The following is a 17,239-nucleotide window of genomic DNA, read 5'->3' as shown; positions in this document are numbered from 1 at the left end:
TACCTAGCTTTCCAAGGTCACGACTGAGGCCCCTGATCGAGGGGCCTCAGTGCTTTCTCAGCGGAGCGAATCGCTCTCCCCGATGCGATGGACCCGGACCAGATTGGTGGAACCGGGCACTCCGGGCGGCGACCCCGCCGTGATCACCACCAGGTCCCCGCGGCGGCAGCGGCCGATCCTCAGCAGCTCCTCGTCGACCTGGGCGACCATGGCATCGGTCGACTCCACGCGGGGGCCGAGGAAGCTCTCCACCCCCCAGGTCAGATTGAGCTGGGAGCGGGTGGCCGGATCGGGGGTGAAGGCCAGCAGCGGGATCGGCGACCGGTAGCGGGAGAGCCGCCTGACCGTGTCCCCGGACTGGGTGAACGCCACCAGGAACGCGGCGCCGAGGAAGTCGCCGATCTCCGCCGCCGCGCGGGCCACCGCGCCGCCCTGGGTCCGGGGCTTGTTCCGCACGGTCAGCGGCGGCAGCCCCTGCGCGAGCACGTCCTCCTCGGCCGCCGTCACGATCCGGCCCATCGTCCGCACCGTCTCGACGGGGTACTTGCCCACACTGGTCTCACCGGACAGCATCACCGCGTCGGTGCCGTCGATCACGGCATTGGCCACGTCGGACGCCTCGGCACGGGTGGGGCGGGAATTGTCGATCATCGAGTCCAGCATCTGGGTGGCGACGATGACCGGCTTGGCGTTCCGCTTGGCCAGCTTGATCGCCCGTTTCTGGACGATCGGCACCTGCTCCAGCGGCATTTCGACCCCGAGGTCCCCGCGGGCCACCATGATGCCGTCGAAGGCGGCGACGATGTCCTCGATATGCGTGACCGCCTGCGGCTTCTCGATCTTGGCAATGACCGGAACGCGCCGTCCCGCCTCGTCCATCACCCGGTGGACGTCCTCGATGTCCTTGCCGCTGCGGACGAAGGACAGGGCGATCACATCCGCGCCGGTCTCCAGCGCCCAGCGCAGATCCTGGATGTCCTTCTCGGAGAGGGCGGGGACGGAGACCGCGACACCGGGCAGATTCAGCCCCTTGTGGTCCGAGACCATCCCGCCCTCGATGACGGTGGTGCGCACCCGGGGACCGTCGACGGCGGTCACCTCCAGGGTGACCCTGCCGTCGTCCACGAGGATGCGCTCACCCGCGGTGACATCGGCGGCGAGCCCGGCGTACGTCGTCCCGCAGCTGTCGCGGTCGCCCTCCCGCTCCTCGACGGTGATGACGAACGTGTCGCCGCGTTCAAGGAGTACGGGGCCCTCGCGGAAGCGCCCCAGCCTGATCTTCGGACCTTGAAGATCGGCCAGGACGCCGACGCTCCGTCCGAGTTCCTCGGACGCCTTGCGGACCCGGTGGTACCGCGCCTCGTGATCGGCGTACGAACCATGGCTGAGATTGAAGCGGGCCACATCCATTCCGGCCTCGACCAATGCCTTGATCTGGTCGTAGGAGTCGGTGGCCGGCCCGAGGGTACAGACGATTTTCGCTCGGCGCATGGGGCGACCCTATGCCTTACCGATCGGTAGAGCGGCGGTATCGGATGAGTCCCCAATAACCTTTGGTGAAAAGGATATTCATGGATATCGACCACCTGTTGAACGGCGCCCGGGCCCGCTCGGACAAGCGCCCGGCGGGCCCGGACGGTGGGCTCAGAGCCGGGGCGGTGTCATCAGGAAGCGGGCGGTGACCTGGGCCTCGACCGTCAGCCTGCGCGGTTCCAGCTCGACGTCCGGAGCGGACTCCGCGCCCGCGAGGGCGGCGTAGGGGGCCACCCGCACCACGGAGTCCGCCCCACCGTAGGGAGTGGCCTGCTCCGCGCCCTGGTCGGAGAGTTCCAGCAGCGCCGTCAGCCGGGCGCCCAGGGCCTCGGCGTACTCCCGGGCCCGCCGCACCGCCTCCCGGACCGCCGTACGACGGGCCTCCGCGTACGCGGGCGAGCTGGGGCGCAGCCGCCACTGGGGGCCCTCGACCTGGGTCAGCTCCAGATCGGCGATCCGGGTCATCAGCTCGCCCGCCACGGTGAAGTCGCCCACCTCGGCACTGATGTACACCGCGCCGTGGTAGGCGCGGACGCGTTCGCCGCGCCCCGAGCGGGTCAGTTCGGGGCTGACGGAGAACGCGCCCGTCTCCACCCGTTCCACGGCCTCGCCGTAGGACCTGATGACCTCCAGGACGGCGGTGTTGCGGCGGGCGAGGTCGTCGAGCGCGGCCCGCCGGTCGGTGCCGCGCACGGTGACGGTGACACCGATCCGGGCGATCTCCGGATCGACGTCGATACGGGCTTCGCCGACCACGGCGACCCGGGGGGCGTCGGGGGTGCCGTAGGGGGCGAACGGCTGGTGCGCGGCGGGGGAAGGGGCGGCGGGAGTGGCGGAGGTGGCGGCGGGGGTGGTCGCGTCGGCGGTCAACGGAAGGGCTCCCTCGTACAGCGGCACGGACAGCGGTACGGAGCGCGGGCGGCGGGGCCGGTGCCGCGCGGGCCCGGCCCGTGTTCCCACCCTAGAGGGCCCCGGGCCGGGCGGGTCTAGAAGCCTCCGGCGAGGGGGGTCAGCCGCGTGGGCCGGTCCGGGACCCCGGGGGCGGGGGCGCGTTCCAGGCCGAAGCTGGTGAACGCGGTGCGCCGGGGCATCGGATACGGCTCCTTGCCGGTGAGCGCGTTGAGGATGGAGGCGCTGCGCCAGGCGGCCAGTCCGAGGTCGGGGGCGCCGATGCCGTGGGTGTGCGTCTCCGCGTTCTGGACGAAGACCGAACCGGTCACGGAGGAGTCCAGCACCAGCCGGAACTCGCGGTCGATCCGGGGCCGTCCGGAGGAGTCGTGGCGCAGATACGGTTCGAGTCCGGCGAGCATCACCCCCACCGAGCGCTCGCGGTAGCCCGTGGCGAGGACGACGGCCTCGGTGGTCAGCCGGGAGCGGGTGCCCTGCTGGGCGTGTTCCAGATGGAGTTCGACCTTGGTGGTGGCGAGCCGGCCCGCGGTGCGGACGGTGACGCCGGGGGTGAGGACGGTCTGCGGCCAGCCCCCGTCCAGGGTGCGGCGGTACAGCTCCTCGTGGACGGCGGCGATGGTACGGGCGTCGATGCCCTTGTGGAGCTGCCACTGCCGCGGGATCAGCCGGTCCCGGGTCTGCTCCGGGAGGGAGTGGAAGTAGTGCGTGTAGTCGGGGGTGAAGTGCTCCAGGCCGAGCTTGGAGTACTCCATCGGCGCGAAGGACTCGCTGCGGGAGATCCAGTGGATTCCCTCGGCCCCGGCGGGCCGGTGGCGCAGCAGGTCGAGGAAGACCTCGGCGCCCGACTGGCCCGAGCCGACGACGGTGATGTGCCCGGCGGCGAGCAGCCGGTCCCGGTGGGCGAGGTAGTCGGCGGAGTGGAGCACCGGGGCGCCGGGTGCGGCGGTGAGCGGGCGCAGCGCGTCGGGGACATACGGTTCGGTGCCCACGCCGAGGACGATGTGCCGGGCGTGGGTGCGGCCCGGGGCCTGTGCCTCGCCCTCGGGGCCGAAGCGGGTGAAGTCCACCTCGAACAGGGCGCGTTCCGGGTTCCAGCGGACGGCGTCGACCCGGTGGCCGAAGTGGAGTCCGGGGAGGCTGTCGCTGACCCAGCGGCAGTACGCGTCGTACTCGCTCCGGTGTACGTGGAAGGTCTGGGCGAAGTAGAACGGGAACAGGCGCTCGCGTCCGCGGAGGTAGTTGAGGAAGGTCCAGGGGCTCGCGGGGTCGGCGAGGGTGACCAGGTCGGCGAGGAAGGGCACCTGGAGCACGGCTCCGTCGATGAGCAGCCCGGGGTGCCAGCCGAACCGGGGGCTCTGCTCGAAGAAGGCGGTGGCGAGGCCGCCGGGGACGCCGTGGGCGAGCGCGGCGAGGGAGAGGTTGGACGGGCCGATACCGATGCCCACCAGGTCGTGGGGCTGATCGGGGGCGGCTGTGGGCAGGGCGCTCATCGGGGGGTGCTGCCTTCCACGAGGTCGATCAGGCGGTCCAGGTCTTCGGGGGTGGTGTGGGGGTTGAGCAGGGTCGCCTTCAGCCAGAGCCGGCCGTCGGCGCGGGCGCGTCCCAGGACGCAGCGGCCCTCGGTGAGCAGGGTGCGGCGGATGGCGGCGATCTGCCCGTCGTCGGCGCCTATGGGGCGGAAGAGGACCGTGGTGAGGGCGGGGCGGTCCCACAGCTCCATCCGGGGGTGCGCGGCGACCCGGTCCGCGAAGCTCCGGGCGGTGTTCACGCTGTCGTCGACTAGCCGGGCGAGGCCCTCGCGGCCGAGGGCGGCGAGGGTGACGGCGACCTTGAGGATGTCGGGCCTGCGGGTGGTGCGCAGCGAGCGGCCCAGCAGATCGGGGAGACCGGCCCCGGTGTCATCCGGTGCGTTGAGGTAGTCGGCGGTGAGCGCGAGGGGGGCGAGCCGTTCGCGGTCGGCGACCGCGAAGAGTCCGGCGGCGACCGGCTGCCAGCCCATCTTGTGCAGATCGAGGGAGACGGAGTCGGCGCGGTCGAGTCCGTCGACGAGGGCGCGGTGGCGGTCAGAGAAGATCAGGCCACCGCCGTAGGCCGCGTCGACGTGGAGCTGGGCGCGGTGGTGGGCGCAGAGGTCGGCGAGGTCGGCGAGGGGGTCGACCTGGCCGGTGTCGGTGGTGCCCGCGGTGGCGACAACGAGATGGGGGCCGGGCAGCTCGGTGAGGGCGCCGTCGAGCGCCGCCGGGTCGAGTCCGCCGCCGGTGCCGGGGACGGCGAACGGTTCGGGCAGGCCGAGGAGCCAGGCGGCGCGGCGCACGGAGTGGTGGGCCGCGGCCCCGCAGACGACCTGGAGGGGGGCGGGGCCGGGGCGGTGCGGGCGGTGGGCGTGGTGTTCACGGGCGAGCAGCAGGGCGAGCTGGTTGGACTCGGTGCCGCCGGTGGTGACGAGGAGGTCGGGGGCGGGGGCGCCGGGGTAGACCACCGCCGCGAGGACGGCGGTGACGGCCGCTTCCAGGGCGGAGGCCGCGGGGGCCTGGTCCCAGGAGTCCAGGGACGGGTTGAGGGCGGACGCGGCGAGGTCCGCGGCGGTGGCGAGCGCGAGGGGCGGGGTGTGGAGGTGGGCCGCGCAGCGGGGGTCCGCGGGGTCGGCGGAGCCGCGGGCCACCGCGTGGACGATGCGGTGCAGCGCCTCGGCGGCGCCCGCGCCCCGCTCCGGGAACACCTCCCCGAGCGCCTGCCGCACCCCGGCCGCGACGTCTTCCGGACCGCCCGCCGGGAAGGGCCCGTCCCGGTCGGCCGCGCCGCCGCGGAGGGCGTCGAGGACGGTGTCGAGGAGGGGGCGCAGAGCGTCGGCGCCGGTGGGACCGCCGGCGAGCGGGGGGTGGGGTGAGCGCATGAGGGGTCCTTTGGCGGGGCGACGTGTGCTCAACGAGTGGGGGGCGCAGGGGTTTTGGGCCGTGGGGGGTTTCGGGTGCGGGGGGTGTTTCTCGGGGGTGGTCCTGGCGACCGCCGTGTGGGGATTCGCCCTTGGGGGTGCCAAATTCAGCCTCTTGAGGGTGCCCCCTCTGGGGGAGATTGAGGCGCGGGGGGCAAAATCAGCCTCGCCGGCGATTGAGACGCGGGGGTTCGGGGGCTGGCCCCCCGACGATGGGGCCGCACATTTCAGCCTCTCCGGCGATTGAGGAGCAGGGGTTCGGGGGCTGGCCCCCGACAACGGGGCCGCGCGGGGGGCCGTCGGCTTGCGCGTGAGGTTTTCCGTTGGGTGCGGGGTCCGTCCTCAAACGCCGGACGGGCTGGTTTTGCTCGGGTCGGTCGTCGGGTGCGGGGGTGGGGGCCTCCGGGCTCGACTCCTCAGGGCCGGCAGACCGGGCGTCCGATGTCTGGACGCGGGTCAACGTCCGCCGGTCCCTTCCGGGGACGACCCTGCACCCCCCACCACGGGCAGACGGCCCACTCGGTGCGGGACGTGGGCACAGCTCCGCCCGGTGGGAGACGGACGGCCCCGGGTCCCGGCCAGGGGCCCCACCACGGGGAGACGGCCCACTCGGTGCGGGGAGTGGGTATCGTCCCGCCCGGTGGGGGGAGAGAGAGTGCCCCGCGCCCCGTCCAGGGGGGAAGCGAGCGCGGGCACGGCCCCGCACCGGGCCGCGTCACCCGCGCGAGGGCCGCCCCGCAGGAAAGGGCGGCCGGGCGCGTGGCGGTCAGGCGGCGGTGCGGACCTTCAGGGCGCGGCGGAGGTCGTCGAGCTGGTCGGCGAGTTTGCGGCGGAGGGCCGGGAGCATGTCCGGGTCGGCCAGCGCCTCCTCGCCCGCGCGGAGGGTCTCCGCGTCGACGGCGTGGAGCGGGAAGGCGTACCGCCCCGCGGCCTCCGCGATCGCCGGACCGCGCCGGGCCGCGAGCGCGGTGACGTCCGGCCAGAAGCGGCCGAGGTACTCCTCCAGCACCTCGGACTGCTCGGGCTGCCAGAAGCCCTGCGCGGTCGCGGTGAAGAGGTAGTTGGTGAGCGTGTCCGAGGCGAACAGCGCCTCCCACGCCGCGGCCTTGGCCTCCGCCGTCGGCAGCGCCGCCCGGCAGCGGGCCGCGCCCTCGCGCCCGGTGGCGCTCGGGTCGAGCTCCAGTTCGGCGGCGACGGCGCGCTCGTCGACGGCGCCGAGGACGGCGAGCCGGTAGAGAATCCGCCAGCGCAGCTCGGGGTCGAGTTCCGGGCCCCCGGTGACGCTGCCGTCGGACAGCCACTCCTGGATGGTCTCGGGCTGCGCGGCGGCGGTGATGCAGTGGCGTACGGCGATCAGCCGCAGCCCGGGGTCGCTGCCGTCCTCGGTGCGGCGCATCAGGGCGCGGCAGATGTCGCGGACGGCGGCGAGGGCGGCGGGCCGCTGCCCGGCGGGGAGGTAGCAGTCGGCGATCTGCCCGGCGGCGAAGCCGAGGACGCCCTGCACGATCGCGAGGTCGCTCTCGCGCGGGAGGTGGGCGCGGGCGGTCTCCAGGTACTCCATGGGGGCGAGTTCGCCGTCGCGGACCATGTCCCGGGCGGCGTTCCAGATCACGGCGCGGGTCAGCGGCTCCGGGATACGGGAGAGGATCTTCCCGACGGTGCCCCAGGAACCGGCGTCGAAGCGGATCTTCGCGTAGGTGGTGTCGTTCTCGTTGAGGACGACGAGGGCGGGGCGGCGGCCGGGGTGCGGTCCGGCGGGTCCGGCCTGCGGGACGTCCACCTCGAAGCGGCTGCGGACGACGACCCGGTCGGGGTCGACGGGGTCGAGGTCGTAGGCGCCGACGGTGATCCGGTGCGGGCGGCTGCCGTCCTGCTCGACGGTGAGGGACCAGGTGCCCCCGTTCTCGGTGACGGTGGGCCGCAGGGTGTCCACGCCGGTGGTGCGCAGCCAGGACTCGGCCCAGGCGGGCACATCGCGGTCGGTGGCGCGGGCGAGGGAGTCGATGAAGTCGGCGAGGGTGGCGTTGCCGAACCTGTGGCGGGCGAAGTGGTCGTTGATCCCGGCGAGGAAGTCCTTCTCGCCCATCCAGGTCACGAGCTGCCGCAGCGCGGACGCGCCCTTGGCGTAGGAGATGCCGTCGAAGTTGAGCATCGCGGACGCGGTGTCGGGGACGGCCTCGGGGGCGGGGGCGACGGGGTGGGTGGAGGGCCGCTGGTCGGCGTCGTATCCCCAGCCCTTGCGGTTGACGGCGAAGTCGACCCAGGTGTCGGTGAAGCGGGTGGCCTCGGTGAGGATCTGGAAGCCCATGTACTCGGCGAAGGACTCGTTGAGCCAGAGGTCGTCCCACCAGACCATGGTGACGAGGTCGCCGAACCACATATGGGCCATCTCATGGGCGATGACCATGGCCCGGGTCTGCCGCTCGGTGTCGGTGACGGCGGAGCGGAAGACAAACTCGTCCCGGAAGGTCACGAGTCCGGGGTTCTCCATGGCGCCCGCGTTGAACTCGGGGACGAACGCCTGGTCGTAGGAGTCGAAGGGGTAGGGCTCCTCGAACTTCTCGTGGTAGCGGTCGAAGCACCGCCGGGTGACTTCGAGGAGTTCTTCGGCGTCGGTGTCGAGGTGTTCGGCGAGGGAGCGGCGGCAGTGCAGGCCGAAGGGGAGTCCGGCGTGCTCGGTGCGGACGGAGTGCCAGGGTCCGGCGGCGACGGCGACGAAGTAGGTGGAGAGCGGAGGGGTGGGGGCGCAGGTCCACACGCCGCCGCCCTGGTGGGTGGCGATGCCGTTGCCGAGGACGGTCCATGCCTCGGGGGCGGTCACGGTCAGCTCGAAGACGGCCTTGAGGTCGGGCTGGTCGAAGGCCGCGAAGACGGGCTGGACGTCCTCCATGAAGAGCTGGGTGTAGACGTACACCTCCCCGTCGCTGGGGTCGGTGAAGCGGTGCATGCCCTCGCCGGTGCGCGAGTAGCGCATCTCGGCCTCGACGGCCAGCTCGTGCGCGCCCGCGCCCAGCCCGGTGAGGGGGAAGCGGTTCCCGTCGAGCAGTGCGGGGTCGAGGGGCTGTCCGTCCAGCGTGACCGAGTGCAGTACGACCGGCTTCAGTTCGAAGAAGGTGTCCCCGTCCGCGCGGGCGGTGAAGTGTATGACGGAGCGGGAACCGAAGCTCTGCTCGTCTGCGGTCCCGGTATCGGGAGGGGTTCCGGCTCCCCCGGACAGATCGAGGGCGATCGTGTACCGGTGGACGTCGAGAAGCCGGGCGCGGGTCTGCGCTTCATCGCGCGTGAGTACGGACATGAGGGCCATGCTGCCTGATGGGGACGGTCGAGCACACGAAAAATCGCTTGCGCTGTGAGCGCGGCCACGCGGCTCCGGGGCGGAGGCCCGGAGCCGTGCGGTGCGCTGTGGGCTCCGCCGTGGTGCGGATTCAGGTGTTGGGGACCTTGAGGCGGTCCCAGGAGGTCTTGCCGGGGATGCCGTCGGCCGCCGCTCCGGAGTAGCCGAGTTTGCGCTGCCAGGCGGCGTACGACCGGCGGTCGGCCTCGCTCCAGGCGGGTCCGGGGCCGATCTCGTACCGTCCGCAGCCCTCGGCGACGAGCCGTCTGCCCATGGCGGTGACGATCGGGCTGCGGCGGCCGGGCACGAAGAACCCCGGGCCGGGGAACGGCTCGTAGCGGGGTGCGGCCGGCGGCTTCGGCCTGCTGGGCTGGTCGCCGGGTTTCCCGGGGGCGGCGGGGCGGGGGGCGCCCCGTTTGACCCAGGCGTACAGCTCGGGACCGGGGCAGGTGGTGGCGAAGCCGTCGCGGTGGCCCTTGATCTCGGTACCGGCGGCGCCCCGCTCGCGCAGGTACTCGATGGCGTCCCGGATGCCGTGGAGCATCGCCGGGGTGGGTTTGGTGAGGCCGGAGGAGCCGAGGAGGGCGCAGACGGCGTAGTGGGCGGAGTTCAGCGTCGAGCTGCCGTTGGCGCCGGTGCGGCGCCCGGCGCCCCGGCCCTCGTACACATAGCCGTGCTCGCACACGAGCAGGTTGTACGCGATGTCGCTGTAGTCCTCGGTCGGGTGGTTGAGGTGCGAGCTGCGGATGTCGCGGACCTTGTCGTCGCACGTGCCGTGCGCGCGGGAAGCGTAGGCGGTGCCGAGGTAGTGCACCTTCACACCGCGGGTCCGGGATATCGGCGACGCGGCGGAGGTGGCGGGCGCGCCCCACTGGGCGCGGCGGACCAGCTTCATGGTGATCCATCCCTTCGGAGGAGTCGGACAGGCGGTGGCCTGTCCGAATTCCTTACCTCCGGCGGCTTGTCCGCACCAGACGGCACACCTGGAAAAGGGGGACTTTGTGATCGATCCGACCCGAGATCTGAACGGTAAGTTCTTTATGGCCTTTTTGTGACCTGGTGGTGGCGCTGGGAACCGGCCCGTCAGAAGGCCGTCAGAAGGCGTCGTGGTGGGCGGCGAGGGTCTCGTGGTGCCGGATGACTTCGGCGATGATGAAGTTGAGGAGTTTCTCCGCGAAGGCCGGATCGAGCTTCGCGCTCTCCGCGAGCTGGCGCAGCCGCTCGATCTGGCGGGCCTCCCGCTCGGGGTCGGCGGGCGGGAGCTGGTGGCGGGCCTTGAGCCGGCCGACCTGCTGGGTGCATTTGAAGCGCTCGGCCAGCATGTGCACGACGGCCGCGTCGATGTTGTCGATGCTGCCGCGCAGCCGGTCCAGCTCGGCCCGTACGCTCTCGTCGATGTCCCTGGTGCTCATGGTCGCCGAGCTTACGTGGACCGGGTGGGGATCGTCGGCGGGTGATCAGGGTGCGGAACGCGGTCGCTCCAGCCGCCGGGCACCGTACGTCCCTGCTGCTCACGGAAGCGGACGGGGGCGGTGCCGACCCGGCGGGTGAAGAGCCGGGAGAAGTAGGCGGGGTCCTCGTAGCCGACCCGGCGGGCCACCGCCGCGACGGGCAGCTCGGTGGCGGCCAGCAGTTCCTTGGCCCGGCCGAGCCGGATGGAGAGCAGATAGTCCTTGGGGGAGCAGCCCGCGCCCCGGCGGACGGCGGTGCGCAGCTCGGCGGGGGTCATGCCGTGGCGGGCGGCGTGCTCGGCGACGGAGAGCTGGAGGAAGGCGTCGCGGGCGAGGGCGGTGAGGACGGGGTCCCCGGCGGGGTTGGTGTCGGCGCGGGCCCGGCGCAGCGCGACGAGGAGTTCATGGACGGCCGCCGAGGTCTCCACCTCCAGGAGCGGGTTGCCCCGGCGGGCGGCGCGGGCGATCCGGCCGATGACGGCCCGGGGCCCGGCGGCGTCGCCGAGCGGGACGACGGTCCGCTCGGTGTCGATGTAGCCCAGCTCGGTGTAGGTGGCGACGGCGGGGCCCGTGAAGTCGACGAAGCTCTCGTCCCAGCCGCCCGGGTCGGGTCCGTAGTGGTGCGGCTCCCCGGGCCTGAGCCAGATCAGGGCGGGCGCGGCGACCGGTGTGCGCACCCCCTCGGGGCTGCGGAACCAGCCGCCGCCCGCGCTGATCACCACGGCGACGTGGTGGCCGAGGACCCGGGGTCCGACGGTGGGCAGCGCGCCGTGCTGGAGTCCCACGCCGAGGCAGACCAGTCCCAGCCGGTGGTGGACGGGCCCGGGGGTGAAGTAACGCATCCAGGTGTGGTACATCCGTCGTGGCCCCGCTCCCGCACTCGGCAGATCCGCCCGCCCGCTCCGGCGGTCGCCGGGAGCGCGCTTGCGTCCAAACAGCGCCGATCTTTGTCCATGGACCGGTTCGCCGCCAGAGCCCGATGGTGGGGCCATGGCGGAATTCAGCGTGGGTGAGAGGGACTTTCTGCTGGACGGGCGGCCGGTGCGGCTGCTCTCGGGAGCGCTGCACTACTTCCGGGTCCACGAGGCGCAGTGGGGCCATCGGCTGGCGATGCTGCGCGCGATGGGGCTGAACTGCGTCGAGACCTATGTCCCCTGGAATCTGCACGAGCCGGAGCCGGGCCGGTACGAGGACCCGGAGGCGCTGGGCCGCTTCCTGGACGCGGCGCGGGCGGCGGGGCTGTGGGCGATCGTCCGCCCCGGCCCCTATATCTGCGCCGAGTGGGAGAACGGGGGGCTGCCGCACTGGCTGACGGGCCCGCTGGGGCGGCGGACGCGCACGGCGGACGAGGAGTTCCTCGTTCCGGTGGAACGGTGGTTCGCCCGGCTGCTGCCGCAGGTGGTGGAGCGGCAGATCGACCGGGGCGGCCCGGTGCTGATGGTGCAGATCGAGAACGAGTACGGGAGCTGGGGCAGCGACGCCCGCTATCTGCGCCGGATCGAGCGGGCGCTGCGGGCCTCGGGTCTGGTGGTGCCGCTGTTCACGTCGGACGGGCCCGAGGACCACATGCTGACGGGCGGCTCGGTGCCGGGGGCGCTCGCGACGGTGAACTTCGGCTCCGGGGCGCGCGCCGCGTTCGGGACACTGCGCGGGCACCGGCCGTCGGGGCCCCTGATGTGCATGGAGTTCTGGTGCGGCTGGTTCGACCACTGGGGCGACGAGCACGCGGTCCGGGACGCGGACGAGGCGGCGGACGCGCTGCGGGAGATCCTGGAGTGCGGGGCGTCCGTCAATGTGTACATGGCGCACGGGGGCTCCAACTTCGGCGGCTGGGCGGGGGCGAACCGCTCGGGCGAGGTGCAGGACGGGGCCCTGGAGCCGACGGCGACCTCGTACGACTACGACGCCCCCATCGACGAGGCGGGCCGTCCGACCGCGAAGTTCCTGGCCTTCCGCGAGGTGCTGGCCCGGTATGCCGGGGGTCCGCTGCCGGAGGTGCCGCCCGCGCCCGCCCCGCTGGCCGCTCCGGTGCGGGGCCTGCTCACCGCGTGGGCGCCGGCGCGGACGGTGCTCGACGTCCTGGGCGGCGAGGAGCGCGAGGGCCGCACCCCGCCCACCTTCGAGGAGTTGGGCGTCGACCGCGGTCTGGTGCGCTACCGGGTCCGGATACCCGGGCCCCGGCGGCCGTACCCGCTGCGCGCGCCCGGGCTGCGGGACCGGGCCGTGGTGTATGTGGACGGGGTGCGCGCCGGGGTGCTGAGCGAGGAGTACGACACCCTCCCGGAGCCGGTCGCGGGCCCGGCCGAGGTGGAGCTGTGGGCGGAGTCGCTGGGACGGGTCAACTACGGGCCCCGGACGGGTGAGCCGAAGGGGCTCACCGGCGGGGTCCTCCATGAGCGGCAGTTTCTGCACGGGGTGCGCGCCCGGGGGCTGCGGCTGTCCTCGTTCACCCCGGACGGGGTCTCCCGGATCGCCTTCGGCGAGACGCGCGAGGACGCGCCGCCCGGTCTGTACCGGGGGGAGCTGACGGTGACGGGCCCCGGTGACGCCCGGCTGCGGCTGCCGGGGTGGGGGCGGGGCTTCGTCTGGGTGAACGGCTTCTGTCTGGGCCGGTACTGGTGGATCGGGGCGCAGGAGGCGCTCTTCGTCCCGGGGCCGGTGCTGCGGGAGGGAGGGAACGAGATCTGGGTGCTGGAGCTGGAGGAGGGCGGCGGGGCGCTGTTCCTGGACCCCGTCTGAGGGTCCGCGCCCCGGTGCCCGTCCACGGCCGGGGGCGGGCCCGCCCGCCTGGGGGCACGGACACGGCGGCGGGCGGGCCCGGTCCCTCCGCCCCGGGGGGAAGCGGCGGAGGGACCGGGCGGCACAGCGGGGACGACCCGACGGCGGAGGGCCGTCCCCGGTATCGGCGGGCGGTCAGACCTCCCGGACCTCGAAGGAGTCGAGGACGAACTCCGCGCCCCACGCTCCCCCGGTCTTGCGCAGCCCCACCCAGCTCTCGCCCTCGGCGGGTGCGGTGAACTCGTGGGTCCAGAGCGTCGGCGAGGTCGCCACCGGCAGCGGCACCCGGTCCTGTTCGCGGTCGTCGACGCCGGTGACCCAGGCGTACTGGTCGGCCCGTTCGTTCTGGTAGCGGAAGGCGACCCGGTAGCGCCGCCCCGGCTCGAAGCGGACCAGGTGCTGGACGGTCCGGTAGACCAGTCCCTCGTTCTCACCGCGTGATTTGAGGGATTCGGTGCCGTCGACGACATCGTCGATCGCCTTCCCGTTCCAGCCGCGCTGGGTGTACGGGGCGTTCCGCTGGGCGATGTGGGTGCGCGGGTCGGTGACGCCGCCCGCGTCGCCCTTGACGAAGACGCCCCAGCCCTGGGGGACGTTCTCGAAGTCCTCGTGGGCGACGGTGCCGGGGGCGGGCGTGCGGGTGCCGGGGACGACGCGGACGTTGTCGAAGCGGACCCGGGCGCCGCCCGCCTCCGCCCGCAGGGTGAGGACGACGGGGCCGCCGCCCTCGGGGACGGTGAACCAGGTGAACATCCGCTGGAAGCGGGTGCCGTGCTTGCGGTCGGCCGCCACCTGGTTGACGGCGGTGGAGATGTCCGTCCAGTTGACGGCCCGTACCCCGTCGGCGGTGCGCACCTCCAGGCTCGCGCGGCGCCGCTCGCCCGCCCGCTCCCCCACCTCGACCTGGACGGAGGCCGCGTAGCCGCCGGGGGCGAGCCTGCGCAGCCGCTGTCCGGCCGTGCCGGCGGCGCCCGCGGCCATCACCAGCTCGTGGTCGCCGATCGCGCTGCGGACGACCGAGACCGGGCCGCTGGTGTGCCAGCCGTCGAGGGAGCCGGAGGAGAAGCCGGGGTCGTGCAGCGGGGTGCCCTGGCCCCACCGGGGGTCGGGCAGGGGCGCCGGGCGGGAGCGGTACAGGACGTACGGCTGATCGGCCGCCGCGTCGACGGTGATCCGGCCGGAGCGGACCGGCAGGGTCCGTTCGAAGACCCGGCCCTGGTCGGTGAGGCGGTACAGGGCGACCGCCGGGCGGCCCGCCCAGCCCCGGGGCAGCCGCCAGGTGGTGGCGCCGCCCTCCGGGTTGTAGTGGTAGAGCTTGGGCGGGTCCAGCGCCCGGCGGGGCTCCCAGGGCAGCAGATACCGGCCGCCCTCGTAGACCGTGCGGCCGTCGGTGACGATCGTGCGCACCCCGTCCGTGTCGGTGACCGAGGTCGCGCCGGGCCCGAAGAAGGCGATCTCGTGGTCGGTCCACCGCTTGACGGGGTGGGCCTGGAGGTACTTCGCGGGCAGCGACTCGGTCCAGATCAGCCGGTAGAAGACGGTCCAGTCGGTCTTGCCGACCCAGCCCTCGAAGTTCCCCGTGCGCGGGATGCCGAGCAGGGTGGGCCACTTGTCGGCGAAGACGTCCTTCTGGTGGTTGCGGATGAAGCGGATCAGCCGGGAGTTGACGCCCCGGGAGGAGTCGGGCCCGTAGTCGGTCTCCGTGGCCCAGTGCGCCCACAGCGCCGAGCGCTCCAGGCCGTGGCCCCACTCGGTGGTGATCTGCCAGCCCTGCTCGCGCAGCGCCCGCTGGAGCCGGTCGGAGGTCCAGCCCGACTCCCGGAAGACATCGATGTAGAGCGTGTTCAGGGCGGGGTCGGTCTCCGCCCGCAGCGCGGCGAAGCGCCGGATCACCTCACCGCTGACCAGGTCGCGGCGCTGGTCGATGCGGTACGACTGGTCGAGCCAGTCCCACTGCTCGTTGTCCTTGTCGACGAGGGTCTCGGAGAAGGCGTTCGCGACGGGGTAGGACTCGGTGCAGTTGACATGGACGCCGAAGTCGCTGTTCCACTTCCGGCCCTCGCGCAGCAGGGTGTTGAGGTCGTCGAGTCCGCCCGCGCGCCGGTTGTGGTTGCCCGCGTAGTCGGGGTGGGCCGAGTCGTGCCCCTCGGACTGGTACCCCTTGAGCAGGGTGTACTGCCGCAGTCCGTCGGTCGCCAGGGAGATCCGTTTGACCTGGTCGAGGGTGGCGAGGAAGGGATTGGTCGCCTGGGAGGCGAAGTTGAACGGGATGTGCGGCACGACCCGCAGATGCTGCTCGTCCGCGCCCAGCGGCTCGACCATGATGTCCCGGAAGGCGATGGCGGCGTCCTGCCAGTCCACGACGCCGTCGCCGTTGCGGTCGCCGGTGACGACGACGGTGGCGTACGGCAGCGGCTCGGTCTGCTCCACGGGGGCGGTGGCGGCGCGGTGGGTCCACTGGCCGGGGACCAGCCGGGCCGTGACCACCCCGTCCCGGACCGTGACCTGCCGCCAGAGCCTGCCGTTCTCCCAGGTGGTACCGGCGGCGGCGGAGGGCTTGTCCCAGACGGTGTTGGTCTCGATCGCGCCGCCGAGCCCGTCGTGGGCGACGACGGCGTACGCGCAGCCGGTGGGCCGCTCCTCGACGGGGGTCGCGGGGCCCACCTCGATGAGGGTGTCGCCGTCGCCCGCCTTGTCCAGGTGGACGCGGGCCCCGTACAGGACCGCGCCGGGCTGGTCGGCGCGGACGGAGAGCAGGGCGAGCGAGGGTATCTCCAGGGTGCCGATCCGCAGGGCGGCGGTGTCGGCGATCCGGGTGACCCGCCAGTGGACGGTGGCTCCCGTCACCCGTATCTCGACGTCGATCTCGGTGGGGCCGAAGCCGAGGGTGTAACGGGCGCGGTCGCGGCGGGTCCGCAGCGCGACCCGGTCGGGGACGTGGGCGACCGCGTCGATCAGTACGGAGGTGACGGGCTCGTCCTGCCCGTGCAGGACCGCCCCGGTGGCGCGGTCGGTGTACGAGACGACGCTGGGGAAGGCCCGGTCCACCTGGACGTCGAGGGCGGCGGAGCGGAGCAGGGCCCGGGGGCCGGGGGCGGCGGCGGCCTGCCCGCCGGTGGCGAGCGCGGTACCCGCCCCGGCCAGGGCGGTCGCCGCCACGACGGTCCTGCGGCTGGGGCCGCCGTCTGCTGGGTGCACGCTCGTCCTCCTCCGGGCTCCGGTCGGCCGACGGGCGTCACGTGTCATGGGTCGTCCGTCGCATGTCACGCGGGTCGCCGACCGCGTAGGGACAATCTGCGGCCGGAGCGCGGGCCCGCCCATGGACAAAGCAGGGGCAGGTGTTGGACTAAAGGAGTCCGGCACCTGCCCCTGCCCGTCATGGATGGGTCTGTCCGCCGACGGAGCGGACCCCCGCCGTTCAGAGGGTCGCGGCAGCGGCCTTGATCTCGGCGGCGAAGGTGGAGACCTCGGTGTAGACACCGGGGTAGTTCGGCCGGGCGCAGCCGGCGCCCCAGCTCACGACGCCGACCTGGATCCAGGCACCGGCGTTGTCCCGGCGGAACATCGGGCCGCCGGAGTCACCCTGGCAGGTGTCGACGCCGCCCTGGGGCAGGCCCGCGCAGATCTCCTCACTGGCGACCAGCTCCGGGTAGGAGGAGCCGCAGGACTCGTCCGAGACGAACGGGACGGTGGCCTTGAGCAGGTAGCGCTGCTGCGCGCCGCCCTCACGCGCCGCGCCCCAGCCGGCGACGGTGAACGTGCCGCTGTTGTAGTCGGCGGTCTCGGCGATGTTGAGGGTGGGCAGGTTGATCGGCTGGGCGAGCTTGATCAGGGCCCAGTCCTTGCCGGTGCCGTTGTAGCCCGGGGCCCGGTAGATCTTGGTCGAGCGGACCTTGATCGCGCTCGGGCTGTTGAGGTCGACCACCCCGGCGGTGGCGGTGATGCTGGTGTTGTTGCCGGTGGCGGGGACGCAGTGGGCGGCGGTCAGCACGACCTGCTGGGTGAGCAGGGAGCCGCCACAGCCCATGGAGAGCCGGACCATGAAGGGGAACTCACCCTGGGCCGCCCGGGTCCCGCCGACGACGGGCGGCGTCGGCGAGGAGGCGGCGGCGGTGGCGGAGGCGGGCTGGAGGCTGACGGCCGCGAGAACGACGGCACCGGCGGCGGCGGCCCTCTTGAGCGTACGCAGAAGCTTCAACGGTCTGCCCTTCGTGGGGGTGCGGGGGAAACACCGAGATGGCGGAGGCATGACAGTTGGTGGGGCAACTGACATGAGCCCGACAATCTGATGATCGGGATTAT

General features: G+C 73.2%; 11 protein-coding genes. 1 reads left to right on the top strand and 10 read right to left on the bottom strand.

Features of this window, described 5'->3' with window-relative positions; translation table 11 throughout:
- Positions 1 to 57 precede the first annotated feature (57 nt).
- The 8 genes from pyk to CRV15_RS22260 form a co-directional block, all read right to left on the bottom strand.
- Positions 58 to 1,491 (bottom strand): pyruvate kinase, encoded by a 1,434-nt coding sequence (pyk, locus tag CRV15_RS22300; protein WP_003956625.1) that lies wholly within the window; start codon positions 1,489 to 1,491, stop codon positions 58 to 60.
- Between the two features lie 153 nt (positions 1,492 to 1,644).
- The gene (locus CRV15_RS22295; RefSeq protein WP_003956624.1) at positions 1,645 to 2,403 is read right to left on the bottom strand and encodes an SIMPL domain-containing protein; all 759 of its coding nucleotides are present in this window, start codon (positions 2,401 to 2,403) and stop codon (positions 1,645 to 1,647) included.
- 116 nt (positions 2,404 to 2,519) lie between these two features.
- Positions 2,520 to 3,932 (bottom strand): lysine N(6)-hydroxylase/L-ornithine N(5)-oxygenase family protein, encoded by a 1,413-nt coding sequence (locus CRV15_RS22290; protein ID WP_003956623.1) that lies wholly within the window; start codon positions 3,930 to 3,932, stop codon positions 2,520 to 2,522.
- The gene (locus CRV15_RS22285) at positions 3,929 to 5,335 is read right to left on the bottom strand and encodes a pyridoxal phosphate-dependent decarboxylase family protein (RefSeq protein WP_003960108.1); all 1,407 of its coding nucleotides are present in this window, start codon (positions 5,333 to 5,335) and stop codon (positions 3,929 to 3,931) included. Before CRV15_RS22285 ends, CRV15_RS22290 begins: the two co-directional genes overlap by 4 nt.
- 805 nt (positions 5,336 to 6,140) lie before the next feature.
- Positions 6,141 to 8,669, bottom strand: a complete 2,529-nt coding sequence (gene pepN / locus CRV15_RS22275; protein ID WP_009995833.1) for an aminopeptidase N — start codon at positions 8,667 to 8,669, stop codon at positions 6,141 to 6,143.
- Between the two features lie 130 nt (positions 8,670 to 8,799).
- Positions 8,800 to 9,603 carry a peptidoglycan-binding protein gene (locus CRV15_RS22270; RefSeq protein WP_003960110.1) on the bottom strand — a complete coding sequence of 268 codons (804 nt, stop codon included), beginning with the start codon at positions 9,601 to 9,603 and terminating at the stop codon, positions 8,800 to 8,802.
- A gap of 199 nt (positions 9,604 to 9,802) precedes the next feature.
- Positions 9,803 to 10,120 carry a chorismate mutase gene (locus CRV15_RS22265; RefSeq protein ID WP_003960111.1) on the bottom strand — a complete coding sequence of 106 codons (318 nt, stop codon included), beginning with the start codon at positions 10,118 to 10,120 and terminating at the stop codon, positions 9,803 to 9,805.
- An 11-nt stretch (positions 10,121 to 10,131) separates the two neighbouring features.
- Positions 10,132 to 11,016 carry a helix-turn-helix domain-containing protein gene (locus CRV15_RS22260; protein ID WP_003960112.1) on the bottom strand — a complete coding sequence of 295 codons (885 nt, stop codon included), beginning with the start codon at positions 11,014 to 11,016 and terminating at the stop codon, positions 10,132 to 10,134.
- Between the two features lie 133 nt (positions 11,017 to 11,149).
- On the opposite strand from CRV15_RS22260, the gene CRV15_RS22255 reads away from it, so the two are divergent.
- Positions 11,150 to 12,898 (top strand): glycoside hydrolase family 35 protein, encoded by a 1,749-nt coding sequence (locus tag CRV15_RS22255; protein ID WP_003960113.1) that lies wholly within the window; start codon positions 11,150 to 11,152, stop codon positions 12,896 to 12,898.
- A gap of 174 nt (positions 12,899 to 13,072) precedes the next feature.
- Here the strand turns inward: CRV15_RS22255 and CRV15_RS22250 are convergent, their stop codons facing one another.
- Both CRV15_RS22250 and CRV15_RS22245 read right to left on the bottom strand, forming a co-directional pair.
- A complete protein-coding gene (locus CRV15_RS22250; protein WP_003960114.1) occupies positions 13,073 to 16,183 on the bottom strand; it encodes an endo-alpha-N-acetylgalactosaminidase family protein in 3,111 nt (1,036 codons plus the stop codon).
- 172 nt (positions 16,184 to 16,355) lie between these two features.
- Positions 16,356 to 17,186 (bottom strand): S1 family peptidase, encoded by an 831-nt coding sequence (locus tag CRV15_RS22245; RefSeq protein ID WP_003960115.1) that lies wholly within the window; start codon positions 17,184 to 17,186, stop codon positions 16,356 to 16,358.
- Between the last annotated feature and the right edge of the window lie 53 nt (positions 17,187 to 17,239).

This window comes from Streptomyces clavuligerus (genome assembly GCF_005519465.1).
In the GTDB taxonomy this organism is placed as follows: Bacteria; Actinomycetota; Actinomycetes; order Streptomycetales; family Streptomycetaceae; genus Streptomyces; species Streptomyces clavuligerus.
This window is presented reverse-complemented; position numbering and strand designations above follow the sequence as displayed.